Origin of the sequence: Chitinophaga polysaccharea, from assembly GCF_902150045.1 — a bacterium.
In the GTDB taxonomy this organism is placed as follows: Bacteria; Bacteroidota; Bacteroidia; order Chitinophagales; family Chitinophagaceae; genus Chitinophaga; species Chitinophaga polysaccharea_A.
Map to the genome: position 1 here is coordinate 3023293 of NZ_CABFVU010000001.1, position 25879 is coordinate 3049171.

The following is a 25879-nucleotide window of genomic DNA, read 5'->3' on the forward strand; positions in this document are numbered from 1 at the left end:
CCTGCTGAAACAAATAGCTGTCACTATGGGTTGGTAGACCATAACCCGGCTGATTTCACCAGCACTCTTCTGTTCAGCTTCAACTGTGCCACTACAAATTCCGCCAGGTCTTCCGGCTGTAATACTTTGTCGGGGTTGCCATCTGTCAGGTTCAGGTCCCTGGCCATATCCGTTGCAATGGTGCTCGGCGTTAAGGCGCTTACCCGGATATTATGTTTTCTTACTTCCAGCATCAGCGATTCGGTTAAGCCCAGCAGGCCAAACTTGGAAGCGCTGTAAGCGCTGGTGAGCGGCGCGCCTCTTTGGCCCGCAGTAGAAGATATATTGATGATATCGCCTGTTTTTCTGGCTATCATACCCGGTAATACGGCCCGGGTTACATAATATACCCCCAGCAGGTTTACCCGGATGATCTGCTCCCATTGGGCAGGCTCCAGTTCCATGAAACCGCCAAAGGCAGCAATACCCGCATTGTTGATCAGGATATCCGGCTCACCCAGTTCTTTTACCAGCACGGTCACTGCCTCATTCACCGCCTGCATATCGCTTACATCAGCGGTGGCATAGGCCACTTTCACGCCTGTACCGCCAATCTCTTTTGCCACCGCCTCGAGCGAACCGGCACTACGCCCCAGCAGGGCAATATCTACGCCTTCCTGGGCCAGCGCCATTGCCAGCGCACGACCTATGCCTTTGCCACCACCGGTGATCAGGGCCTTTTTTCCTTTTAATGATTCCATTATGCCTTCGGTTTATAAGTTTAAAAATACCTGGCAAAGGTACAAAGCTTTGTTCCATTTACGGGTTATCTTCGCATTGTTCTAGTTTATAAGACCCTCATATTATGATACAGATTTCCAATGAAAAACTCACCGTATTGGTGAGCCCCCAGGGAGCCGAACTACAAAGCATTGTCCGCAACGATACCGGCCTCGAATATTTATGGAGCGGCGACCCCACCTTCTGGGGCAAGAAAAGCCCCGTGTTATTCCCTATCGTCGGCGGGCTGAAAGATAATACCTATCAATACCGCGACGATCACTACACGCTGGGGCGCCATGGCTTCGCCAGGGAACAGCTGTTTGCCGTAACGGAGCAGGGAGCGGAACATGTAAGTCTCCGTCTTTCAGACAATGAGGCTACCCGCAAAGTATATCCCTTCCGCTTCGATTTTACCATCCAGTACCTGTTGCAGGACGACCAGCTCCAGGTGACTTACCAGGTGCTCAACCGGGACGACAAAACCCTGTTCTTTTCCGTAGGGGCGCACCCCGCCTTTAAACTGCCGCTGGTGCCGGATACAACGTATGAAGATTATTACCTGTATTTTAATAAAGAAGAGGATGCAGGGATCTGGCCATTGTCTGCCGGCGGGCAGGTGGAAACAGCTCCCGTGCCTTATCTTCAACACACACACGAACTGCCCCTGAAGAAATCCCTGTTTTACAATGATGCCCTGGTATTCAAACAGCTGGCATCCACCGCTATCAGTATTAAAAGCAACCATACGCCGCATGGTTTAACACTGGCCTTTGAAGGCTTTCCCTACATGGGCATATGGGCGGCCAAGGATGCGGACTTTGTATGTATTGAGCCCTGGTGCGGGATTGCCGACAGTGTGGATACTAACGGGGAGCTGGAAGAGAAAGAGGGGATCAACCGGCTGGCGCCGGATGGGTTGTTTGAAAGAACATGGACAGCGACGATATTTTAAAGAGATAAAAAAGCTGGTAGCGATAACTACCAGCTTTTTATTTGTTAGAAATTATATCCGGCTTTCAGGCCAAAGAACCCTCTTGTGCCGTCTTTAAACCATGCTTCATACTTGCCTTCCACGTCGAGGCCCAGGATACGGATACCGATACCGGGAGCTACCAGCCCGCCTATACCATTGTAGTTTTTACCGGTATACTGCACAGTACCGCCTTCTACTTTCACATACAGGATAGAGATCAGGTTGTACCGCAGCCCCAAACGGATAGGCACTACATTGTAATCCGCGTAGTCGCCGCTTACACCGTTTGTGTTAAAGCTTTTACCGCCAAAATGAAAGTAGCTTACAGAACCTACGGCTGTTAAACCTGCTACCAGTTTTACATCGGCGCCCAAACCAATGCCATAGCCGGTTTCGTGGGTATCGCTGAACTTGCCCACAGGAAAGCCCGCTTCAACAAAAGGGCCGATACTGAATCGTTTCAATTGTGCCTGCGACGACTGTGAACTGATACAGATCATCAGCAGCATGGTTGCAAATGCCAGGAAGATTTTTTTCATAAGAACTAATTTTCAAAGGATTGGTGACTAGCTAATTAGCCGTAAAAGTAAGGAACTAATTGCTAATTACGAATTGTGAATTACCGCATGATGAGATAATACCTCTTCCTCTTCGTCCTGGCTTTGCTGTTTATGTGAGCCATGCCCGTTGCTATTAATGGCTTCAACCCGCGGAGGGATCAGTTTATATACCACCGGCGTAACGATCCTTGACAGCAGGGTGGAGCTGATAAGGCCACCGATCAGCACAATGGCCAGCGGGGCAATCAACGGGTTGGTGGAAACAGCCACCGGTATTAATCCGCCAATAGCCGTGAGGGAAGTAAGCACAATAGGCAGGAACCTTACTTCGCCGGCTTCCCGGATAGCGGCTTCGAGTGGTTTGCCCTGCATCCGTAGCTGGTTGGTAAAATCTACCAGCAGGATCGTGTTCTTCACTTCAATACCGGCCAGGGCTATCAATCCTATGATCGCTACAAACGACAGGGAGTTGCCGGTGAGCCACAAAGCAGTAGCTGCGCCTACTATGCCCAACGGGATCACTGATAATACAATGAGCATGCTCTTGAACGTTTTGAACTGCAGTATCAGTACAGCTACAAAAAGGAAGACGGTAACAATGATCACGCTCATAAAACCACCAAAGGAATTTTTCCTGCTTTCTACTTCACCACCCATTTCGTAAGTATATCCGGCAGGAAGCTTCAGGGCATCCATCTGTTTTACTACGTCTGCTATTACCTGGTCGGTGAGGAATCCTTTCTTTATGAAAGCGCCTACTGCCACTACCCGGTTTTTCTCCTGGTGGTTAATAGTCAGGGGAGATGTTTCCAGTTGCAGCTGTGCCACTTGTGAAAGCGGGATCGCGGTTCCCTGGCTGTTGTTCACGTACAGGTCCCTGAATACATCCAGTGTGGGCTTATCCGTCTTCTGCTTGGTAAGCAGGATGTCGTAATCGTTATCATTCTGATCGTTGTACTTTCCAAGGTTTATACCTGCTACGGCTAAACGTACCACCCTGTCGATGTTGGCGGTAGGGATGCCCAGCTGTTGTGCTTTTTCACGGTCTATCCGTACACGGATATCCGATTTCAGGTTGCTCACAGGGTTGTTGATATAGATAGTACCCTGTGTTTTCTCCAGCATTTTTTCCACGTTGGCAGCCAGAGACCGTAAGGTGTCCAGATTATCCCCGAACAGCCGCACTTCTACCGGTGCTACCATGGGAGGGCCCTGTTCGAAGTTCTTTACTTCCACTTTGGCGCCGGGATAAGGCGTCCACTTTTTACGGAGCGATTCAATGAGCTTGTTCTTATCAGCCGGACTGGTATGCGGATCCAGCTGTACAAACAGTTGCGCATAATCGCTTTTTTCATTCTCCTGCGCCTCGTTGTAATAGATGCGGGGATTGCCTTTGCCGATGTTGCTGGCATAGGAGGCCACCATTTTTTCCTGCTTCAGTTCTTTTTCAATCTGCTGTACAATGCTGTTGGTGTAATTCAGGTTCGACTGTGGCGGCGTAAATACATTGATAAGGAACTGCGGTTTTTCCGAAGCGGGGAACAGGCTGAAACCAATCACTTTAAATAACCCGATGGAGGCGCCGAATATCACCAGTGAAACCAGGATGGTGATTACCGGGCGATGCAGGGCTTTATCAAGCAGCTTTGCATAACTGCCATGTATGAGCCTTTTGAGCAAACGCATAAACAGGTTGCCTTCCGGGTTGCCGGTATGCTCTTTCAGCAAACGGCTGGAGAGGAACGGGATGATAGTAAGTGATACGGCCATAGAAGCCAGCACACTAAAGATCACTGCCAGGGGCAAGCTCCGGATAAAGTCGCCGCTGCCTTCCGGCATAAACACCAGTGGCATAAACGAGATCACCAATGCAGCTGTACAGCCTATTACTGCCAGGCCTATCTGTGAAGTGGCTTTGAGCGTGGCCTCCATACGGCTATGCCCTTCCAGCATCCATCTTTCTATATTCTCTACTACCACAATACTATCATCTACCAGCAGCCCCAATGCCACTACCAGTCCTACGATGCTCAGCTGGTTCAGGTTGTAGCCAGACAGTTGCAGCAATACGATGCCAATAGAAAGCGACAACGGGATGGAGATCATCACGATGAGCGCCGGTCGCTGACCCAATGGGAGCAGGGTAAAGGCTACCAGCAGGATGGCAATGATAAAGTCTTTCCCCAGGCCGCTCAGGCGGTTGTTCACTGCATCGGCCTGGTCGAAGTACTGCACCATATCGATGTTGGCTGGCAATGTTTTTTTGAACTTATCAATTACGGGCTTATAGTCAAGTTGCGTTTTGGTGATGTTCTCGCCGGATTTTTGTGCAGCGGATACTACTACGCAACGGTGACCGTTCAACCGCACAAAGTATTTCTCATCTTCAAAGCCATAATATACACGGGCAACATCTTTCAGGAAAATATTTTTGCCGTTACCGGCAGATACAATGGTGTTACTGATTTCATCGAGATGCTGATAGTTGCCGCTGGTTTTGATGTTGAAGCTTTTTTCGCCGGCGTCAATGCTGCCGCCCGGGATATTGGCCATTTCGCTTTGCATGGCCGCCATCACGGTGCTTACCGGCAGGTGCAGCTGCGCCATTTTATCCAGCTGCAGTTCCACTCTTACCTGTTGTTCCGGCAAGCCATGCAGTTTTACATTTTTCAGGGAAGGTACTTTCTCCAGTTCGTCCTGCAGCTTATCGGCATAATAGCGGAGCTTGTCGCGGGAAGCGTTTTCAGAGATCAGCGCTATCTGCATGATGTTCACATCAGAGGGCTCCTGTCTTTGTACTTCTATGCTGTATATGTCGGCAGGCAGCTCCTGGCGTTTGTTGTTAACTTCCCTCACCAGCTCCTGGTATTTCTGGTCCACATTGGAGCTGTATTTATATTCCACGCGCATCACGGCCACGCCGTCGCTGATGGAGGTACGTACCCGTTTGATATCATCCAGTCCGTAGATCTCCTTTTCCATAGGATCCACTACCAGGTCTTCCATATCCTTTGGACTGGTGCCGGGGTATACCACGATAACGGTATACTGCGGGGCTTTCATTTCCGGATCTTCCGAGCGGGGCATATTGAGTATGGTAGTAATGCCCAGCACAATGATCATTATAAATATCACCAGGGTGAACTGGTAATTTTTTACGGCATATCTGGCTATTTTCATGATCGCAGTTGTTATTGGATGATACGGATAGGTGATTGATCTTTCAGGTAAGCGCTGCCTGAAATGATGAGTGCTTTTGCCTGTTCCATGCCAGTGCTGATGAGTACATTTTCTTTTTCCATACCTGTAATGGTAACAGGTATTTTCTGCGCGGTTTTATTGTCGTTGGTAACGAACACAAACCCGCTGCTGCCATTGCCATCCAGCAGGGAGGCGTAGGGGATGCTCCAGGCAGTGCTGCCGGTAATGGCGCCTGCGTGAATATGACAACGGCCAAACATGCCGGCCGCGATAGCGGCGGGCTTGTTGCCGGTGAGCTGTACATCAATGAGGAAGGTGCCGCTCTGTGCATCAATACCTTCTGATTTACGTGTAACCATGCCAGTGAGTGTGTCGCCTGGAACGCCTGATATTTCAATGCTGGCTTTGTCGCCATTCTTTACCTGTGCCCATTCCCTGTCGCTTACGCCTACACGAAGCAGCCAGTGGGAGCTGCTGGCGCCGTTGGTTTGCAGCACCGGCGTGCCTGCGTTCACCATTTGCCCGCTGCTTACCAGTTTATGCAATACATAGCCATCCTGTGTGGCATGAATGGTGGAGTAGCTGCGGTTAAACTGGGTAGTGCTCAGTTGCTGCCGTGCCTGGTCCATGATGGTTTTACTGTTTTCCAGTTGTTCCTGTGTGGCTACGCTGTCGTTATGCAGCCTCACAATGCGCTGGTAATCGCGCTGGGCTTTTTCAAAGGCCAGCTGGTCTTTCTGCACCTGTGCATTTATTTCAGTGAGATTGAGCGTTGCCAGTAATTGTCCTTTATGTACTTTATCCCCTTCCTTTACCAGGATGCTGCTGATGATGCCATTGGTTTTGAAAGAGAGATATACTTCATCATCGGTAGTAAACTGCCCGGAGGCATTGATGGTAACGGCGGTGCCCTGTTTTTCCAGTGGCATGATCTTTACGGGGATAGTATCGGAAACAGTGATGATAGCTGCCGGTTTACTGCCGCAGGAGAACAGCAGTACAGAAAGAGGCAGCAGGAGCAATGTATTTTTCATGAGTATATATTTATTGGTTGTTGTGATTATCAGTGATATTGTAAGATGCCTGTGCACGTTCTACCGAAGCGTAGGCCGTTTGCACGGCGGCCTGTGCTACTGCGGTTTGCAGCTGTGCCTGTGTGAGCTGGTTCTGTGCATCCAGTAATTCTATATAAAGCAGTTGTCCTTCTTTGTATACTTTCATCTGGTCGCGGTAATACCTTTCCGCAAAGGATAGCTGGCTTTGTGCTGTTTTAAAGTTCAGTACGGATGTCTGGTAGTTGTTTACCGCTTCGTATAGCTGTAGCTGTAGTTGCTGTGTTGTTTGGTCGGCGGCATTGGTAATGGTGGCTACTTCATTGGCTGCCTGTTTTATTTTGTACTTGTATTTATGCGAAGCAAACAGGTTCCATTCCAGGTTTACGCCAAAAAGATAGTAGCGGGTATCTTTATCAAAGTGCGCGCCCGTACCCTGGGAGCCAAGGTCAATAAAGGTACTGAGCCGGGGTACCAGGTAGGAGCGCTGCAGTTGTTCGTTTAAGCGGTATACGTTAGTAGCGCTTTTATATTGCGCCAGTTCTTCCCGGTCGTTGATATCCCTGCCAGGCAGTTGTGCCGGCACCCGTAGGAGGGTGCTGTCGAGTGTAATATTCTCATCCAGTCCGCGGTTGAGCAGGAAGTTAAAATAGGCTTTTGAGTTTTCCCTGGCGTTGATGGCTTTATTGATATCGGCATCCGTTTTCTGTTTCTCTGTTTGCGCACGGTACAGGGCGGTATTGTTGCGAACGCCATTGCGTACCATGCTTTCATTGATCCGTATGTTTTCATTGATGAGCGAGAGCGCATTGTTGTAAATAGCTACTGCCTGAGCAGCCTGGTAATACTGGTAGTAGGCTGTTTTTATATCGCGCACCAGTTCCCGTTTGTATACGTTCAGCGCTGCCTGTTGTTGTGTGATCTGTTCTTTGCGGATCTTCTGGTTGTAATAGATCTCTGCATTGATCAGCGGCAGGCTGGCCCTTACTTTTGCATCATAAAAATTGTCGGGGTTCAGCTGTACGGACACGTTGTCGATGTTTTTAAAATTGTGGCTGTTGGTAAGCTGGTTTAGACTATTGTACACCGGGTTCATAATATCACCGATGGGGAAGTCGATGGTACGGCCCCCGGCCGATTTGGTATAACTGCCTAGTACGGAAACATTTGGCCCGAACAGGCTTTTGGCTTCCTGTAAAGCCAGCATCGATTTAGTAAGCTGGAAGTTTTGATCCTTCAATCCTTTATTATTATCAAAGGCGGATTGTATGTATTGATCCAGTACGGAATGTTGTGCAAAGGAGCTGAATCCTGCTGTCAGCAAGGTTGTTAACAATGCTCCTTTTGTGATTGATGTATACATAGTGAACGGTGTTTATTAATGTCGAAAAAAATAAAGCCGGCAGGCTTCTGTTAATCGATGTTTAGATACTGAACAGTGTTTAATTCCTGTCTTAAAAAAAAGCCGTAATGGCTTTAGTAGTTTATGCTTTGATCATCCGCAGGTATTCGTCCACTGCTTTATCTATCACCGCGGGCATTTCTTCCTGTGACACAGCGGCTACTTTGCATCGTCCTCTCAGGTAGAGACTGATGAAGCCATGTGCAAAAGCCCAGACAGATAGCGTAGCAATGGTGGGGTCCTTAAATTTCACCAGTTTCTTTGCTATACATTCCTCCATCAGGTGAAACAACCCATCATATGAAGGATCCCCGTTCTTCCATTCTTCCTCATGTGTGGCATTCATCGGCGCTTTTATAATAAACATCAGGTCATACAGTTCAGGATGATCCCTTGAAAACTCTATGTATGCTTTTGCCAGTTGCTGCAAGCGCTTAAATGGCTCCTTATGTGTAATTTTTTTCGCAAATTCACCGGCCAGCGTGGCAAAGGCCTCTGTCTGTACATCATACAGCAGCTGGTCTTTGTCTTTGTAATACAGGTAAATAGTTGCAGGACTATATTCTATTTTGTCGGCAATATTGCGGATAGATACTTTTTCATATCCTTCTTCCACAAACATTTTTATTGCCACGTCTACAATACGCCTGCGCATTTCTGCCTTTTCCCGCTCTTTTCTTTCTGTTATGCCCACGTTGAATTGTTTACAGTGCAAATATACTGAACAGTGTTAATTTTCCAAATTAATTTTTGAGAGGAGGAAAGGATTGGTCCTGATCGCTGTTTTCAAAGATCCATAACCTGCCGCTTACCTGCTGGGTGTTAACAGGTAAACACGATACCATCAATGTTTTATGTTCCATCTCCCAGGTCCAGTTGCGGATGGAATTTTCCGGGGAAGAGAACAATTGCATCGCTTCCCTGTCGATTGCCACTATGTTAGCCGCTTTATTCCGCAACTGCATCATGGCGTCTGAAAGCACAGCCGGCAGCTGTTCTCCCGGACCGGACAGCCCGAGAAGGGTAGCGCCTTCCTGGTTTACCCAACCGGAAAACCCATCGTTGTTGATGAACACCAGTGCATGGGGAATGGTATGCAGGATAGCGGCAAACCGGATGGCTACCCGCTGAAAGTAGATCTGCTGCTGGGATTGCACCAGTACCTCTTTCAAACGTAAACGGATCGTTTCTATACATTCCAGGAAGCCGGCATCAAAGGATGGCGGTTCACTCCAGCCTAAAATAAGGAGGCTGTTATTCGGACTGGTATTTACGGGCATGATAACGGCCGACGACAACGCAGGCATTATTTCACTGAACACATTCTCTTCTGGTGGCGGCACTACGCGCCAGTAGATGGTTTTAAAGCCATTGGCGTACAATAGCTTTTTGATGGGTTCAGGGTTGAGCACAATTTCGTTCAGATGGAGCGGGGAAGCGCATTTTACCCTGGCTGTTTCTTCGTCTTCAAACTCCAGTTGCAGTGCGATATCTGCTTCCACCAGGTTTTTTACCAGGGAAATACTGAAGGCAAGAAAGGAGGAGATATGTTTTTCTTTATCCCATCTGCCGGTTTGATTGATAAAATTTAAAGCTTTACGCTCCCAGTTGCTCACAAGTATGCAATTAAAAAGATGAACTAAAGAAACAATTGGATGGCAGCTACTGCTTCCTGCGGACTGTCAGGGTTACCGGTAACATGGATATTGTTTCTTTGAATGATATCCATACTGCAACTAATATTTGAGATAATGAACTATAGCTGGTGAAAAGGTTATCCTGAGAAGCCGGGTCCATCCGGGTAATTTAATGCCTGAAGCCACTGGCCGGAATGTCACAATTTTCAAATATAAGTAATTCCTTTCGAACTACGTGGTGGTTGTCTGACTCGGGAGTCAGACAAAATTCGTGTATCTTTGCGCCTTACAAAAAAAGGCATTATGACCCTGCAGCAAAAATCATTTCTGTTTGACCTGAATGGTACTATGATCAACGACATGGAGTATCACCTGGAAGGCTGGTATAACATGTTGAACAAGCTGGGCGCCAATCTTCCCAGGGAAATTGTAAGAAGCCATATGTACGGCAAAAATGAAGAGTTGCTGGTACGTGTGTTCGGGAAAGATCGTTTCACCGCCCAAGAGATGGAGGAAATTGCCCATGAAAAAGAGGTATTGTACCAGGAAGCTTTCAGGCCTCACCTGGAGCTGATTGCAGGGCTGCCTGCATTCCTTGACAAAGCTGCCGTTGCGGGTATTCCCATGGCAATAGGATCTGCAGCCAACACTTTCAACATCAACTATGTGCTCGACAACCTGGATATCCGCCGCTACCTGAAGGCTATTGTAAGTGCCGATGATGTTGCCACCAGCAAGCCGGATCCGGAAGTTTTCCTCAAATGCGCAGCAGAACTGGGCGTATCGCCCAACAACTGCATCGTATTTGAAGATGCGCCCAAAGGGGTGGAAGCCGCACTGAATGCGGGTATGGCGGCAATTGTATTAACCACCATGCATACACGCGAAGAGTTTGCCGCCTACAACAATATCAGGGCTTTTGTGGCGGACTATACCGATCCGGTGTTACAACAATTGTTCGTATAGACAAGGAATATTGCAATATAATTTCCAAATGTCGGCAGTGTACCATAAATTGCCGGGTTATATAAATAATTGCTGGTATGACACGTTATTCAGGGCAATCAAGAATGCTGGTAGCAGTTGATTGCATCATTTTCGGTTTCGATGGGGAAGAACTAAAGCTGTTGCTGATCAAGCGGGGGTTTGAACCGCAGAAGAATAAGTGGAGCCTGATGGGCGGATTTGTGCAGGCCGACGAGAGCTTTGAAGCGGCTGCTGCACGGGTGTTGCATAAGCTCACGGGCCTGGAAGGGGTATATATGGAGCAGCTCTTTGCCTTTGGTGAACCTGCCCGCGACCCGGTAGAGCGCACTGTTTCCATCACCTACTTCGCCCTTATTGATATCAACCAGTACAAACTGCAGATCAACGACGAGTACCATGCCGAATGGATCGCACTCGGTAAGCTGCCCGACCTCATCTTTGACCATACTGAAATGGTGAAGATGGCCCAGGAGAAGCTCCGTTATAAAGCAGCTATACATCCTATCCTTTTTGAACTGCTGCCGCAGAAGTTCACTATTCCACAGTTACAGCTGCTGTATGAAGCAGTATATGACGTTACTTTCGATAAACGTAATTTCAGCCGCAAGGTATTGTCCACCGGCCTGCTGATCAAACAAAAGGATAAAGACCGGCTCAGCTCCAAACGCGGCGCCTTTTACTTCAAGCTCGACAAGCGCAAGTACAACGCCAAGTTCAATGCTTTCCTGAATTTTGTTACAGACCCCGGCAACCTACGGTAAGTCTATCCAGATAGTGCCCTTCACCGGCGTATAGTTCAGCATTATATTCTCCTGGCTTTCAGGCCCCATCTGTGCGGCATCCTGGAACTTGGTACCTATGGGCGCAATGGCGCTCAGGAAGCCTATATCACCGTCCGGAAAGGCCGGCGCGGTATAGTTGTTGGCTGCTCCTGCCGGCGCCTGTGGCCGGAATACCTGTAAAAATGTACCTTCCTGCCCGGTATAAAAGGTAAATGCCTGTTCCTTTGTATGGAAAGTGGCCTGGTATACGTTGGCATGATAACCCTTAAACTCCGGGTATTCCCAGCTTTCCCCCGTTACTGTATTGTTGTAGGCTTTATACCAGCTCCCAAATAATTGTCCCTGCAACCTGTTCTTCCACACACGGTAAGGTCCTTCACCGGTCCATGACAGTCCGGTTACCTTTTCTTCCGGGTAGCGGAAAGTAATGCCGCTATAGGGTGTGGCGCCTTTAATGCTATAGCTGTAATCCAGTTGTACCGGCAGGTTGGGCTTAAAAGTCCATTTAACGTGAAGAAAGCCGTTGCCTTCGTACCTGGCAACGATAAAATAACCGCTGGAGTCGGTACCGGAGCTGAATGCTTTCAATTCCTGGGAAATGCCCGCCAATACAGGGCCTCCGCTTAACGATATGTTGCCTTTGGGGGTGCGGATATGTAACAGCTGCCCGGTGGTGCGACTGAAATAATAGGTGCCTGCGCCATTGCTGACGGAAAGTGTATCATGATCCGTTACTACGTCCAGCTGGCCCTTTGTTCCCTGAAACTGCCGCACTACACGGGAAGGCGGTTGCAGCGGCCAGCTGCGGGTAATGATACTGCGTCCGTAGCTGTCTTGCACATTCACATATAAAGCGTCTGCATCCTGCCAGCCATTGGGAAGGGATAGCTCCAGGAAGCCTTTGGTATGAGGCGCCAGGCCGGGAGGAGTGATCCTGCCGGAAGGGATAGTATCTGCTTTATTATTTTTTCCGGGAGATGCAAATCGCAGCAGCTGCCAAGTAAACCGGCACCTGGACAATGGCGTATAGTCGTAACGGTTCTCCACCTGGATACGGCCATCGAAGGTGTTGGGGTTTATAACGGGCAGGGACATATGTACCGGTGACCAGATCTGGCGGATGGTATAGAAACTGCCCTCTTTTTCGCGGTGAGGCCCTACAATGCCATCAGGGGCGTGGTTGCCATTGGTGTCGATGATGCCTTTTTTGTCGGTACGTACCAGTCCTTCGTCACCGAATGCCCACAGAAACCCTCCGGCGCAGCGGGGATGTTGCAGCATGCGGTCCCAGAAATCGGCCAGGCCGGCGCCCATGCCGCCGTCGTAAAGCCCATGCATAAATTCGGTAGGCATGTAAATATCCTGGTCGTAAAGACTTGAATTAACGATATAGTTGAAGTTGGGATAATGTTTGGTGTCTACACCACCGTATCTTTCCCACGGATGCAATACCGGGCGCAGCTGCGGATCGTACAACTGATAATCGCCATCCAGGGCGCGGTTAAACCCTCCTTCATTGCCATTGTCCCATGCAATGATGGATGGATGGTTCACATCGTGTTCCACCAGTTCTTTCACCAGTTTGCGGCCTACTACAGTATCGTATGCTGCCTGCCAGCCGGTGAGCTCATCCAGTACAAACAGGCCCAGGGAATCGCATACGTCCAGGAAGTGTTCATCCGGCGGATAGTGCGACATGCGCACGGCGTTCATGTTCATATCTTTCATCAGGTTCACATCCAGGATGCTGATATCCTTACTGAGCGTACGCCCTGTTTCAGGCCATGCACTATGGCGGTTTACGCCTTTCAGTATTACTTTGGTATCATTTACGTATATGCCATCCCGTGGTCTTATTTCAATGGTTCTGAAACCAAAGGGCTGGGATATGCGGTGTATGGTTTGGTTATCTTTTTTAATTTCCACCACTGCCAGGTAGCGGTTTGGAAACTCCGCACTCCAGGTAGCCGGGTGATCAATCTGTTGCTGCAACGTATAGGCGGCAGGGTGATTAGCAGTGGCAGGCAGGGTTACAGCAGGCTGCAGGGGCTGGCCGGTCATAGTTACCACCTGTGTACTGAGGGAATATCCTTCCGGCAAAGGGGAAGTGAATACCTGCGCTGTGAAAAGCCCTTTGGCAGTGGCATTAATGGCTACATGGTTAATATGGATCAGCGGCTTCACTTCCAGGAACACAGGTCTGTAAATACCGCCCAGGATCCAGAAGTCACCATTCCTTTCTGCACGGTTTACACCTGCATTAGCCGACATTTTGCTCACCTTTACTTCCAGGAGGTTGCTGCCATTCTGTAACAATCTGCTGATATCATACCTGAACCGGTAGAAGCCACCCTGGTGTATTTCACCGGCAAGGTGGCCGTTTATTTTTACTTCGGCATCGGTCATCACGCCATCAAAAACAATATTCACCTGTCGCTCGCGCCAGTTGGCCGGAGCGGTAAAGCGATAACGGTAAAACCCCTGTTCATCGGCTTTAACTTTGTCGTGGCCGTAGTTATAGCTGCCGAATCCCTGCTGTTCCCAATTGGATGGAACGGGAATAGTGGTCCATTTTCCACTGCGCTGTCCACCGGAACAACGGAAGTCCCAGTTAACGGTATGGTCTTTATCTGTACCTGAAAGGTAGATGTATCGGGTTTCCTGTGCGAATGCTACGTGCAGGCATAACATGCCCGTGAGCAGCAATATCATTCTTGCTGACATAACCGGAATTTTAAAATGCCTTTAAAAGTATAAAAAAGATGCGGATTTTGTCTGACTCAGGATTAAACTGATTACGCTGATTTGATCTGTTTTGATTTTAAAGAATTTGGGGAGATAAAAGCGATATCCGCTTATATCTCCCCGAATCTTTTAAAATCATGTTATAAAATCCCAAAAAATAAAATCAGCGTAATCAGCGTAATCAGTTTAATCCTGAGTCAGACAAAATCCGCGCGCACCGAAGGCGCACCAGCGCTACTCGCCGAAGCATGTCAGCATCTTGCGGAAGATCTCGTTGTTTTCATATACACCACGGAACAGCTGGGAGTTAGGGCCATAGGCGAATACCATCACAGGAATACCGGTATGATCGTTGGTGGCAAAATGGCCCCGTAAAGTGCCTTGTGAAATATCTCCATCCATCAGGGCGAGACCACCGGTTTCATGATCGGCGGTAACGATCACCGTGGTTTGTTTGTCGTGGTCGGCGAAACGAAGGGCTTCTCCCACGGCTTCATCAAAGTCGAGCATTTCCCGCACCAGGTAGTCCAGGTCGTTCATGTGGCCGCCGTGATCTATGCGGGAGCCTTCCACCATAAGGAAAAATCCTTTGCCGGAAGCGTTGAGTTGCTGCAACGCTTTTTTCAGTGCGTTTTTCAGATAGCTGCCCCGGCCATTGCGCATCGAGCTAACTACTTTGTTGCTCAGAATCACGAGCGTACGGTTTTTCGTAGTGGCGTCCCAGTTATCCAGGTTATCGTAGATGCGGATGCCAGCGGAGGCGAGCTGCCGGCCGAAGTCTTTATCCAGTTGTTCCCTGCCGCCGCCCACTGCAAGATCCAGCTTGCTGCCCAGCAATTGCTTTTCCAGTGTGTAGGTGCTGTCGCGATCAGCAATATGGCCATAGAAAGAAGCCGGTGTGGCGCCGGTAATTTCTTCCGTAACTATAACGCCGCTACGGATGCCTTTGGGGGCGAGTATTTCAGGGATTACGGGGATGGGCACATAGGTGTTATCCAGCCCGATGGCGCGGTTATGTGTTTTGACACCGGTGCCCATGGCAGAGCCGCCTGCGGCAGAGTCGGTGTGGTAATTATCGGTCGACTGGGTTTTTGATAAGCCCAGTTGTTTCATCTGGAAGATATTCAGCGCGCCCTTATTGGCGGTATAGCCTGAAAACATTTCCGCAAGACCGGTGCCATCACCTATCATCAGTATCACGTTCTTTGAGCGTACCTGTGTGGCATCCGATGCAAAGGAGGGAGTATATATTTCATGCACCGGCATGTTGGAGGCGGTAGTGCGGCTGGTGTTGTGGAGCACATCATACAATTCTTCCGGGTGGTCTGTACCGATCCAGTCGGCGCCCAGGTCCATCAATTTGTAGTAGGCAGACCTGGTAGAGGGTGCGCCCCAAAAGCGGAAGGGGTGCCCCTGTCCGTGTACTTTGCTGATCACTGCCTTTACTTTTTCCAATTCATCCGGCACCAGTGTGCCCTTGCCGTTCCAGTGGCTGTAGGAGTGAAAATCCACGCTTACCATGGCAATGCGTTGTTGTAACGCTGCCGGGTATACGCTGTCGGGACGGCCATCAAAAAAGAAGATGGGATCATACTTTTGCCATTCTTCCATTGGCGGCACATTGCCGGATATCACCAGTTTTACGGCAGATGGATTGGTATTGCGGTCAAAATAATTCCGGTAAGGGAGCAATAGTTCCTGTAATGCCCCGAGGGTAGGAGTACCGGCTGTTTTCAGGTCGATGAGCAACTGCATGGGTGCATTGCCTTCGTAGGGTTTGCCGTTGTAAAGAGAAAACTGGCGGAGCACCGGTTGCAGGTACATTTCCTTAAACGTGCGGAACGGTTGTATGGCAGTGGCATCGTGCGCTACGTATAAAACGCCGTTTTTAAGGTGCACATCCGCCTCGATAGATCCGAACTGCAGGGCCGCTGCTGCATAAAAAGGAGTGGCCCGCTCATAGTCGTTATGCGAGTGCGCCTGGGCCATGGTATACTGCTTTATTTGGGCAGCTGCCCCGGCGGCCATCATTACACCGGATAAAAAGAACAGTGCTTTTTTCATTGTATGGTAAAAGATAGTTTTCAAAAGTTTCAGCGGGCAAAGGTGGTATAATCCTGTTAGCATGCAGTACCGCCTGAGTTTATCTTTATGTTAATTCCCGGCAGAAAAAATCGATTTAGTCAATACTTCCGGCGTTATATCTTATTTGCGCGGTAAGAAAAAGTGGAATAAAGAAAAATGAAATAACAGGTTAAACGTTGCCGGCAGGCAATAAAATTTGATGAGATAAGCCCCTGTGGCATCAGAGCGTTGGCCAGTTCTGCACCAGTTCTTTCAGCTGGTTCTGTCCTTCAGGCCAGTCACCCAGCCGGGATTCGCTGTTAATATGGCCTTTGGCGCCAGCGTTTACAAAGCGGCTTCCCCAGTACCGGGCAAAGAAAGCAGCCCTTTCCAGTGAACAGAAAGTATCATTGGTGCTGGCAACAATGATACTTTCAAAGGGCAGCTTAACCAAAGGGATCGGCGTAAAGCCGGTCGCTTCCGGTGGGAAGCCTGGTCTTTCTGCATCTGCAGGCGCTACCAGTAATGCGCCGCGGATCTTCCTGGTGGTTTGCCCTGCCCAGTGCGCCAGCGCAATACAAGCCAGGCTGTGTGCAGCTATTACTACCTGCGGCCCGGCTTCGGTTACCGCTTTCTCTATCTGCGCTACCCAGTTGGCACATACCGGTGCGTTCCAATCTGTTTGCTCAATCCGTTTTGTTCCTGGTATAGACTGTTCCCATAGTGTTTGCCAGTGTAATTCACCGGAGCTCCCCAGCCCCGGCGCGGTCAGTACTTTAATTTCCATGACATAGAGGCGTTGTGTCTTGAAAGGTAATAAAGAATCATCAAATAAGAAATTAAGTGAATGATGAAAGCCGGACAACAAAAAAATAACCGGTGCTGAAAAGCACCGGCAACAGGTAACAACCAAAACAGCATTGATTAATACTGAGTATCTTAATTATTTATGATATATGTTATCGCTTTTATCATCTTCCAAAAAATAATTTTTAAAAGGCCCGGCAGGGAGATCCCCGCCGGGGGCCATAATGTGGATTTTTAAAATACAAACCCTTTGCGCTTGAACAGCCAGAGATTACGCCAGCCATCGCCCTGCTGTACCAGCGTCAGTTCATTGTTGTTCAGCTTAATAATATTGTAAGTAACGTTGTTGCCCCAGCTGATATCTGCTCCGTTGATCTTAATCGCCTTGTTCAGCGTGTCCAGTGCAAATGATCCTTTCGTAGTTACTCCTTTATGCAGGATAGTAAAATTTGCATTTTTGTTCAGATCAAATGTCATTTCATCATCCAGTACGCCCTGGTCTCTTAAGCCAGCTGTACCTACAGTCCACCATGCCGGTTTATCTGCATTACCGGGGCCGTTGCCAAAGCAGTAGCCACCGGGAACATCAGTTGCCCATACCCAGGTTTTTCCGTCGGCGCCATTGGTGAGCAGGTTATATAATTCGCTGGCGAAAAATTTCGGATCGTTTTCACTCACGGTTACTTTTACGGAATCTGTTTTAGGGCCACCGGCGCCATAAGCAGAATATTTTATGAAGAAGTCGCCCGCAAAAGGAAGGATCACCACCGCTTTCGCGTTCTTAGTGGTACCAAAGCCATAATCCCAGAAGGGGATCACATCTTTGGTTTTGCTTTCCAGCGTTACCTGGTTATCATAACCAGGCGTTTGTGTAACAGAGAAATCGAGTTGAATGCCGGCAGGATCTGCGGGAGTGATCCTGTCTTCATAAGGACTGCATGCATAAAATAATGCAGCAGTTAATCCCAGGAAATATATATGCAGACGTTTCATTTTCTTGGTTTTTTAAAGTGAGCAATATCACCAGCCGGTGTTTTGTTTGAGTGTACCGTTAGATAAATTGATCTGTGTTTCAGGGATAGAGAATAAACCATTTGTTTCTGTACGGAATACTACATTAAAGGCTGCCTGGGAAGATGGGTTATCTATTGCCTGTTTGGCAACGGTCATGCCCTGCCTGAGCAGATCCCAGTAGCGGTGTCCTTCCAGTGCCAGTTCCCATTTACGTTCCTGCATGATCTGCGTTTTACTGCTAAGGGTAACGCGGTGAGTCTGATCACCAAATGCGCGGTCGCGCACGCGATCCAGGTATTCCTGTGCTTTGGCAGCGTTGGCTGTAATGTTTAATTCAGCACCCATCAGCAGTACATCTGCAAAGCGGATCACCACGTAGTTATCAAAATTGTCCCATTGGAAATTACCACCAAGGTCATCAGGGTTCTTATCTTTCAGCGGTGTATATTTTTTTATAAAGAAGCCGGTGTATTGCGCCTGATCGCCCAGTGTATAGGTATCGGCAAATCCTTCCCCGTTAATGGAAATGATAGAAGCGGTTTGCCTGGTGTCGCCGGGTGCATAGGAATGAAAGAGCGCTTCATTTACAGTGGCGGCGCCCCATCCTTTGTAGTAGGGGCCCAGTTCCTGGGAGCGGATACCGATCATTACCTGCATGCGGTTACCGTTCTGCTGGTTCTGATCGCCCAGGCCGAGGTAGGTGTACTGGATGGTGAATACGCCCTCTGCATTATTCTGACCCGCATATGCAGTAGTGTTTTCTGCGGAGGCACGGAACAGGTTCCGGTATTTTGGAATAAGACTGTGACCGCTGTTATTGATCACATCGTCAACAGCGGCAATCGCATCTGCCTGTGAAAGCACGCCGGCAATATCAGGCTTGCTGTAATAGCCGGTGTAGTACAGGAACACACGGCCCAGCAGGGCTTCGGCGGCCCATTTGGTAGCCCTGCCATATTCGCTGGTGGGAATACTGGCAAAAGGAGTAGCAGGAAGATTACCTGCTGCGAGTTTCAGGTCGTTGGCAATGAGCATGTATACGCTGTCGGGACTTGCCTGCGGGATATTATAATTACCGGGTTCCAGTGGTGCTGTGAGTAATGGCACATGACCAAACATACGCACCAGGTCGAAATAGAAGTAGGCACGCAGGAAGTGTGCTTCGCCTACATAACGCTTTTTGGTAGCGTCATCTCCTTTGAAATCTACTGCATCTATTTTCTGGATCAGTTTATTGGCGCGGTAAATACCGGTATAATACTTCTTCCAGGCATTGCTGTTAAGGTCATTCATTTTAATGCTCTTATCCCATTGGTTCCAACCGTTATCGGAGGTACCACCACCGCCAAAGCATTCATCAGATGCAATTTCTGAGGAGAGAGCAATATTCCCGTATCCATCCCAGTTTAACACACTGTATGCGGAAACCAATGCCTGGTAGGCATCTGCGGGTGTCTTATAAAAATCTTCTTCTGTTATAGTATTGATGGGCAATGTTTCCAGGAAACTTTTGGAACAGGAAGCCATTAACCCCGTTACGATGATAGCTGCAAATATTTTCTTCATGATTACCGGAGTTTAAAATTTAACGTTAAGGCCGAATAGAACAGTTCTGGGCTGCGGGAAGTAACCGAGGTCTGTGCCTGATGACCAGCTGTCGATACCATAACCCACTTCCGGATCCAGCCCACGGTAATGGGTAAACGTAAATACATTCAGCCCGGATACATATAGTCTGAATTGCTGAAGCGGCAGGCGTTTCAGTAATGTTTTCTTGAAATCATATCCGAAGTTGATGCTTTTGATGCGGAGAAAAGCGCCATTGTGCACATACAGGTCTGAGAAGCGGGTGTAGTTCTGGTTGGCTTCATTATTCTGTGTTACACGGGGCATGCTGTTGGAAGTGCCCTCACCATGCCAGCGGCCAAATATAGCTGTGGTATAGTTGTTAGTGTAACGGTCGTAAGCCCTTGTTCCATCCACGATATCGTTGCCGCCTACACCGTTCATGAGCACACTCAGGTCAAATCCCTTCCAGCCGGCGGATAAAGAGATGCCATAGGTTTGTGTAGGATTAGGATCTCCCACTTTTGTTTTATCATCACCATTGATCACACCATCGCCGTTCATGTCTACAAAGCGTACATCGCCCGGTTGTGCGCCCGGCTGGATCCTTTGCCCGCTTTTGCTGGTGTAGGCATCTATTTCGGCCTGGTTCTGGAAAATACCGGCTGTTTTCAGGCCATAGAAAAAGCCGATAGGCATGCCGTTCTGCGCGCGGAAGTATTCATCCATATTGGACGACAGTACGCCATTGTAAGAAGGATGCAATACGCCTTCCTGGTTAGGAATATCTATTACGGTGTTTTTATTGAAGGCAATATTACCGCCGATACCAATGGTAACTTCTCCGAACTGGTGGTTGTAGTTAATGCCAAGTTCAATACCTTTGTTCCGGATATTACCGCCATTGATGGTAGGAGCGCCGGTGCCCACCAGGTCGGGGATAGGAGCCGTTACCAGCCAGTCGCGGGTATTTTTCTGATACCAGTCGAATGTTACGGTTACGTCTTTGAACAGTGTTGCATCAAACCCGATGTCAATCTGTTCAGATGCTTCCCAGTGCAGATCGGGGTTGGGTATCTTATCAGGAGAAGCGCCGATGGCTTTTTGCCCGTTGAAGTAGTAATCGCGGTAAGTAGAATTGATAGTGGCCAGGTACCTGAAATCATCAATCCTGTCGCTACCGTTTTGTCCCCATCCACCGCGGATCTTCAGGAAGTTGATCCAGCTGCTGTTTTTAAGGAACGCTTCGTTGGTCACAATCCATCCTGCAGAGAAGGAGGGGAAGTAGCCATAGCGGTTGTTGGCGCCAAACTTGGTGGAGCCGTCGCGGCGTAATGTTGCGGTAAGCAGGTATTTATCGTCGTAGCTGTAAAACACCCTTCCGAAGTATGATTGCAGGGCATTCAAAGTTCTTGCTCCATATACTTTGCGGGTAGAATCATTTCTGCCATTATCGATAATGGCATGATCAAAGTCGGCAATGATAAGATCTGTTTTGCTGCCGCTTACATTATACCCTTCAAATTTCTTTGCCGTGGTACCAACCATTACATTCAGGTTATGCTTGCCTGTTGTGAGCTGGTAGGTGAGGGTGTTATCCCAGTTCCAGGTAAGATTGCGGTACATTCCCTGGCTGGCAAAGGAGTGATCGTTCTTATTATTGGTACCGAGGTTGTATACCGGAATAAACGAGTTATTGTAATTATAGGAGATGTCGGCGCCGAAGTCGGTACGCAGGGTCAGTCCTTTGATGAGGGTAGCTTCTGCGTAGATGTTACCAATGATCCTGTCGATGATGGTCTGGTTATTCTGCGTGTAATCGATCATACCGATAGGATTGGGCTCCTCTGCATAGGGCGATTTGCCATAGCTGCCGTCGGCATTATACACCGGGTAAATGGGTGAGGCGTTCAGTAACCCGCGGATAGAGTTATTATAGATGTTGCCTGTACCGATACCACGCTGGCGTGTATGCGCAAACGTTAAGTTCTCCCCGGTTTTGATCAGGTCCTTATATAGTTTGTGCTCTGAGTTGATACGGAAAGAAGTTCTTTCAAAGTTAGATCTGCCGGGAAGCCCCATTACGCCCTGCTGTCCCTGGTAAGAAAGGGAAGAGGAGAACACTGAGTGCTCGTTGCCACCGGAGAGGCTCAGGCTGTAGTTCTGTATAGGTGCATTTTTGATGGTAGCTGCTTTCTGCCAGTCGGGCCCTGTACCCAGTTTCGCAATGGAATCCGGTGTATAGATAGGTATCGAACCGGAGTTGATAGCTGCTTCATTCATGATATGTGCATACTGTTGCGCATTCAGCAGGTCCAGTTTGCGGGCGGGATTCTGTAACCCGTAAGACGCATCAAAACTGACATTCATTTTACCCGCGCGGCCTTTCTTCGTGGTGATCATTACGATACCGTTGGCAGCGCGTGTTCCGTAGATAGCTGTAGAGGCAGCGTCTTTGAGCACGTCTACGCTGGCAATATCGTTTGGATTGAGGAAGCTGATATCGTCTGCCGGGAAGCCATCAATAATGAACAGCGGCCTGGAGTCGCCATTGGTGCCTATACCACGGATAGTGAATTTCAATGCATCACCGGGCTGGCCGGAGTTGGATGTTACCTGCACACCGGGGGCCTGTCCCTGTAAAGATTGTTCTACGCTGATGGCGTGATTTTTTATGAGATCATCGTTGTTGAGATGTACAGTGGCGCCGGTCACTACTTTTTTCTTTTGCGCGCCATACCCCACTACTACCAGTTCATCCAGACCGGTGGAAGCGGATTGGAGGCGTATTACCATGGGGCCGTCCACTTTTACCGGCAGTTCCTGTTTAGTATAGCCTACCAGAGATACCACGAGTATGTCACCAGGAGCTGCCTGCAGGGTGAAGATTCCGTCGACGTTGGTAACAGTGCCACGGGTGGTTCCTTTTATAACGATATTAACACCGGGCAGGGGAGCGCCGCCATTGGCATCAATTACCTTGCCCGTAACTGCTTGTTTTACAGGTTGCGTATATGCCTTCCCGTTATTAGCAGCTGCATGCAGCGCGGGAGGCGCAGCGGTGGTCAGGCTGCATACGGCGAGCGCCTTTATGACGGTTTGCCGCGGAAAATAGTTGCTGATTGTGTACCAGATTTTCATGTTTAACGTGTTTTATTTAGGCAAAGGAGTTTAATGATTTTAAGAGAAAATGGTCCAGGTCAGATGGCCCGGACCGTTTTTGCTATTCCATTATATGTTATCATTTTACCTGTCTTATTGCTGATGTCCGGTCCTGCCGCATTTTCCTTTCCCACGAATGTTACGAGGAAGTACCTCTGCTGCAGCATACCCGGAAATCTGCCTTCCCGTTGACCTATAGTGAGTGTTTGCGCAGCTTCATTCCATTGGAAGGAAATGTTGCTGAAAGCACCTTTCTCATATTGATAGTTATTATTTTCATCTTCATACAGCGTGAATTCACCGTCTTTACCTGTATACACATACAGCTGTATGGTATCTGCACGGCGCTCACTGGTATACTGGAGGTCAGGGCCTACCGGCAGAATGGCGCCTTCCTTTACATATAAAGGCATTCTTTGCAAAGGCGCTTCGGCGGTAATATGCCGGCCACCGGCTTCGTATTTCCCGGTGTAGAAATCGTACCAGCCATTACCTGCAGGCAGGTACAATTCGCGGCTGCGTGCATGGTACTCCGTTACGGGGTTTACCAGGAGAGAGGGACCAAACATGTACTGGTCGCTGATATTCAGTACCGCGGTATCCCCGCCATAATCCATTACCAGCCCGCGCATAATCGTATAGTCGTGGTGGTAAGTGCTGCCTGCAATGGAATAGATATAAGGCAGCAGGCGGTAACGCAGTTTGTCGTAGTACAGCATAGACTGGTACGCTACACTGCTGTCGGGAGCAATGTTGAACATCTCACGATAAGGGTATTGCCCGTGAGAGCGGAACAGCGGGCAGAAAGCGCCATATTGGAACCACCTTGTATTGAGCTCTCTCCATTCTTCCAGTGCCGGCCCCTGCGGATCGGGACTGTCATATTTATCTTCCACAAAAAAACCTCCTATATCTGTAGTCCAGTAGGGCAGGCCGGAGAGGCTGAAATTCAGTCCGCCGGGGATCTGCCTTTTAAACTCGGTAAAGGTGGCGCCTATATCGCCGCTCCAGGTGGCGGCGGCATAACGTTGCAGCCCTGCATAAGCGGAACGGGTAAGAATGAACACGCGCTGATCCGGTTTTGCAGCTCTTTGTCCTTCGTAAATGCCTTGCGCATTTACCAGTGCGTAGGTATTGAAGTATTGGGTAGAAGAGCCGAGCGCAGTGGGATCCATCAGTTTTTTGCGTTCTTCAATAGACGCATTGGAAAGGATATCCGGCTCTGTGGCGTCCAGCCACCAGGCGTCCACACCTTTGCTGAGCAGGTTTTTCTGCAACAGGCTCCAGAACAGTTTGCGTGCCTCAGGATTAAAGGCATCATAGAACGTAGATACGTAACCGTTACCTATCCAGTCGCGCTGCCTGTTTTTGATATTCTGTTTGTATAACCAGCCTTTGCTGTCGAATAATTTATAGTTGCTGATGCCTTCATAGAATTTCGGCCATACGGAGATCATGAAGTTGGTATGGTACTGTTTGTGCAGGCGGCTGATCATGCCTGCGGGATCCGGGAAACGTGCGGGATCAAACTGCTGGCTGCCCCACTCGTCCTGTTTCCAGTAGCTCCAGTCGAGTACGATATTATCCAGCGGGATCTTTCTTTTGCGGAATTCTGCCACGGTGCTTTCAATCTCCTGCTGCGTTTTATACCGCTCCCTGCTTTGCCAGAAGCCCAGTGCCCAGCGTGGTATCATGGTGGCTTTACCTGTTACCTTTCTATAACCGCTGATCACTTCGTCCATATTTTCTCCATACATAAAGTAATAGTCAAGTTTTTCACCTGCTTCGGAGGTTAGCTGCATTTTATCCGGTCCTTCTTCCGGGGTAGGAGGAAGGAATTTAAGGGAGATAAAAGACTGCGCGGTTTCCGGGATCCATTCTACTTTTACGGTAGCCGGTTCTCCTTTTTTAAGAAGGTGGCGGAATACAGAAGCGCCGGGATTCCAGCTTTCGCGCCATTTGTCCAGCTTCAGCTGGCCATTGATCCATACTTTGGTATAACCCGAAGTGGTCATGAAAAATTTATACTCGCCTGTTTCATCTGCATTCACGGAGCCTTCCCAGGTTACTTTTCCTTTTACCATTGGAAAGGAAGGAGGAAGCGACGATAAACGGTCCAGGAATTCGTAGTCGATCTTATCCTCTACCTTTTTTATATATACTGTATTATTATTACGGTCGCCATAGGTGGCACTAAAACCGCCTGTTTGTCCGTCGGCTGAGGTTAAGTGTAATTCAGACATTTGTTTATAGGGACGGTTATCACCGAAACGTGTAATGGAATAGTTGTCCCATAAAATACCGTAGTTCCGGCTGGACACTACAAAGGGAACCGCCGCTACAGAATTGTACTGAGTGAGGTCTACATCCTGGTTTTTGTAGTTCATTAAGCCGGTCTGGTGCTGTCCAAGTCCATAGAAAGCTTCACCGGCGGGGGATTCAAAAACCTGCTGGATCCGGTATAAGGATTTGTTGCCAATAGTAACCGGGGAAAAGCGTTTGCCTCCGCCGGCCTGTTCCTGTAATATTATATTGCCTGTTTTATCGCGAAATGTCACTTCCCCGGTATTCAGTGCTACTGTAGCGGTAATGCTGGTTGTTTTCAGTGTAACGCTTTCATTCCGTTCTTCTGAGTCCCATTTGATAGTATTACCGGTAGCATCTACGGCCATGAGACTTGGAGATCCCGTGAAATGATCGTCCGGGGTGGCGGTTACATGGATCACTTTATCAGAAACCACCTGTAGTTTCACCTGCCTGGCGCCGTTCCGGGCGGTTTTTTTTAAATGGATCAACAGCCCATCAGCCAATTTTTCCACCTGCCCGGCATAAGACCAGGAAGTGAGGAACGTCATTAATACGATCGGTATCGCCCTCTTTATCTGCATATTTGAACGGATTTTTTCGTTGGTTGAACGTGGTTGTTACAAATACAGGTTGTGGTACCTGTGCTGCATTTTTCAAAAACGTGTTACTTCAAAACGTGTTGAAACAAAAGTAAAAGGAGGGCACGAATCCGAGGGTACGGGTATGTTTTTGATGTAGGGCGATTATGTTAACTCCTGGTATCCGCTGGGTAACAATTTGATTTCGGTAAGGGCATTAAATGTTAACGTATGGCAAATGAAAGGGCTGGTTATAAAGCTGTTATAATAAGAAGATGCC

At 48.6% G+C, this 25879-nt stretch carries 17 protein-coding genes; 3 read left to right on the plus strand and 14 right to left on the minus strand.

The features are described from left to right. Positions 1-23 precede the first annotated feature (23 nt). On the minus strand, positions 24-740 hold the full coding sequence (locus tag FN124_RS12425; protein WP_142685034.1) for a 3-ketoacyl-ACP reductase: 717 nt from the start codon (positions 738-740) through the stop codon (positions 24-26). Between the two features lie 104 nt (positions 741-844). On the opposite strand from FN124_RS12425, the gene FN124_RS12430 reads away from it, so the two are divergent. Continuing rightward, positions 845-1714 carry an aldose 1-epimerase family protein gene (locus FN124_RS12430; protein WP_142685035.1) on the plus strand — a complete coding sequence of 290 codons (870 nt, stop codon included), beginning with the start codon at positions 845-847 and terminating at the stop codon, positions 1712-1714. Between the two features lie 44 nt (positions 1715-1758). Here FN124_RS12430 and FN124_RS12435 read toward each other — a convergent pair whose 3' ends face one another. From FN124_RS12435 to FN124_RS12460, 6 genes are all read right to left on the minus strand, one after another. Further along, complete coding sequence (locus tag FN124_RS12435; RefSeq protein WP_142685036.1) at positions 1759-2274, minus strand: hypothetical protein; 516 nt, start codon at positions 2272-2274, stop codon at positions 1759-1761. 66 nt (positions 2275-2340) lie between these two features. Next, complete coding sequence (locus FN124_RS12440; protein WP_142685037.1) at positions 2341-5475, minus strand: efflux RND transporter permease subunit; 3135 nt, start codon at positions 5473-5475, stop codon at positions 2341-2343. A gap of 11 nt (positions 5476-5486) precedes the next feature. After that, positions 5487-6530 (minus strand): efflux RND transporter periplasmic adaptor subunit, encoded by a 1044-nt coding sequence (locus FN124_RS12445; RefSeq protein WP_142685038.1) that lies wholly within the window; start codon positions 6528-6530, stop codon positions 5487-5489. 10 nt (positions 6531-6540) lie between these two features. Continuing rightward, the gene (locus tag FN124_RS12450) at positions 6541-7911 is read right to left on the minus strand and encodes a TolC family protein (RefSeq protein ID WP_142685039.1); all 1371 of its coding nucleotides are present in this window, start codon (positions 7909-7911) and stop codon (positions 6541-6543) included. Positions 7912-8032: 121 nt separating this feature from the next. Beyond that, the gene (locus tag FN124_RS12455; RefSeq protein ID WP_142685040.1) at positions 8033-8644 is read right to left on the minus strand and encodes a TetR/AcrR family transcriptional regulator; all 612 of its coding nucleotides are present in this window, start codon (positions 8642-8644) and stop codon (positions 8033-8035) included. A gap of 49 nt (positions 8645-8693) precedes the next feature. After that, a complete protein-coding gene (locus FN124_RS12460; protein WP_142685041.1) occupies positions 8694-9566 on the minus strand; it encodes a hypothetical protein in 873 nt (290 codons plus the stop codon). Positions 9567-9890: 324 nt separating this feature from the next. Between FN124_RS12460 and FN124_RS12465 the strand changes: the two genes are divergently transcribed. Both FN124_RS12465 and FN124_RS12470 read left to right on the plus strand, forming a co-directional pair. Then, on the plus strand, positions 9891-10553 hold the full coding sequence (locus FN124_RS12465; RefSeq protein WP_142685042.1) for an HAD family hydrolase: 663 nt from the start codon (positions 9891-9893) through the stop codon (positions 10551-10553). 77 nt (positions 10554-10630) lie between these two features. Beyond that, on the plus strand, positions 10631-11335 hold the full coding sequence (locus FN124_RS12470; RefSeq protein ID WP_142685043.1) for an NUDIX hydrolase: 705 nt from the start codon (positions 10631-10633) through the stop codon (positions 11333-11335). Here FN124_RS12470 and FN124_RS12475 read toward each other — a convergent pair. From FN124_RS12475 to FN124_RS12505, 7 genes are all read right to left on the minus strand, one after another. Next, a complete protein-coding gene (locus tag FN124_RS12475; protein ID WP_142685044.1) occupies positions 11327-14080 on the minus strand; it encodes a glycoside hydrolase family 2 protein in 2754 nt (917 codons plus the stop codon). The two genes, FN124_RS12470 and FN124_RS12475, sit on opposite strands and share 9 nt — an antisense overlap. A 255-nt stretch (positions 14081-14335) precedes the next feature. Further along, on the minus strand, positions 14336-16165 hold the full coding sequence (locus tag FN124_RS12480; protein WP_185937175.1) for an alkaline phosphatase: 1830 nt from the start codon (positions 16163-16165) through the stop codon (positions 14336-14338). A 241-nt stretch (positions 16166-16406) separates the two neighbouring features. Further along, entirely contained in the window at positions 16407-17078 is a 672-nt protein-coding gene (locus FN124_RS12485; RefSeq protein ID WP_312847220.1) for an RBBP9/YdeN family alpha/beta hydrolase, read from the minus strand. Between the two features lie 128 nt (positions 17079-17206). After that, positions 17207-17965 carry a hypothetical protein gene (locus FN124_RS12490; protein WP_142685046.1) on the minus strand — a complete coding sequence of 253 codons (759 nt, stop codon included), beginning with the start codon at positions 17963-17965 and terminating at the stop codon, positions 17207-17209. Between the two features lie 27 nt (positions 17966-17992). Next, entirely contained in the window at positions 17993-19552 is a 1560-nt protein-coding gene (locus FN124_RS12495) for a RagB/SusD family nutrient uptake outer membrane protein (protein ID WP_142685047.1), read from the minus strand. A gap of 12 nt (positions 19553-19564) precedes the next feature. After that, complete coding sequence (locus tag FN124_RS12500) at positions 19565-22693, minus strand: SusC/RagA family TonB-linked outer membrane protein (protein WP_142685048.1); 3129 nt, start codon at positions 22691-22693, stop codon at positions 19565-19567. A 59-nt stretch (positions 22694-22752) separates the two neighbouring features. After that, positions 22753-25602, minus strand: coding sequence for a TIM-barrel domain-containing protein (locus tag FN124_RS12505; protein WP_142685049.1), 2850 nt, complete (start codon positions 25600-25602; stop codon positions 22753-22755). Positions 25603-25879: the final 277 nt, after the last annotated feature.

Bases quoted from the DNA above. Each gene is read 5' to 3' on its own strand.
- FN124_RS12450 (WP_142685039.1), bottom strand. From the start codon at position 7,911: ATGTATACATCAATCACAAAAGGAGCATTGTTAACAACCTTGCTGACA.
- FN124_RS12480 (WP_185937175.1), bottom strand. From the start codon at position 16,165: ATGAAAAAAGCACTGTTCTTTTTATCCGGTGTAATGATGGCCGCCGGG.
- FN124_RS12505 (WP_142685049.1), bottom strand. From the start codon at position 25,602: ATGCAGATAAAGAGGGCGATACCGATCGTATTAATGACGTTCCTCACT.
- FN124_RS12440 (WP_142685037.1), bottom strand. From the start codon at position 5,475: ATGAAAATAGCCAGATATGCCGTAAAAAATTACCAGTTCACCCTGGTG.
- FN124_RS12435 (WP_142685036.1), bottom strand. From the start codon at position 2,274: ATGAAAAAAATCTTCCTGGCATTTGCAACCATGCTGCTGATGATCTGT.
- FN124_RS12465 (WP_142685042.1), top strand. From the start codon at position 9,891: ATGACCCTGCAGCAAAAATCATTTCTGTTTGACCTGAATGGTACTATG.
- FN124_RS12500 (WP_142685048.1), bottom strand. From the start codon at position 22,693: ATGAAAATCTGGTACACAATCAGCAACTATTTTCCGCGGCAAACCGTC.
- FN124_RS12425 (WP_142685034.1), bottom strand. From the start codon at position 740: ATGGAATCATTAAAAGGAAAAAAGGCCCTGATCACCGGTGGTGGCAAA.
- FN124_RS12495 (WP_142685047.1), bottom strand. From the start codon at position 19,552: ATGAAGAAAATATTTGCAGCTATCATCGTAACGGGGTTAATGGCTTCC.
- FN124_RS12475 (WP_142685044.1), bottom strand. From the start codon at position 14,080: ATGTCAGCAAGAATGATATTGCTGCTCACGGGCATGTTATGCCTGCAC.
- FN124_RS12430 (WP_142685035.1), top strand. From the start codon at position 845: ATGATACAGATTTCCAATGAAAAACTCACCGTATTGGTGAGCCCCCAG.
- FN124_RS12490 (WP_142685046.1), bottom strand. From the start codon at position 17,965: ATGAAACGTCTGCATATATATTTCCTGGGATTAACTGCTGCATTATTT.
- FN124_RS12445 (WP_142685038.1), bottom strand. From the start codon at position 6,530: ATGAAAAATACATTGCTCCTGCTGCCTCTTTCTGTACTGCTGTTCTCC.
- FN124_RS12470 (WP_142685043.1), top strand. From the start codon at position 10,631: ATGACACGTTATTCAGGGCAATCAAGAATGCTGGTAGCAGTTGATTGC.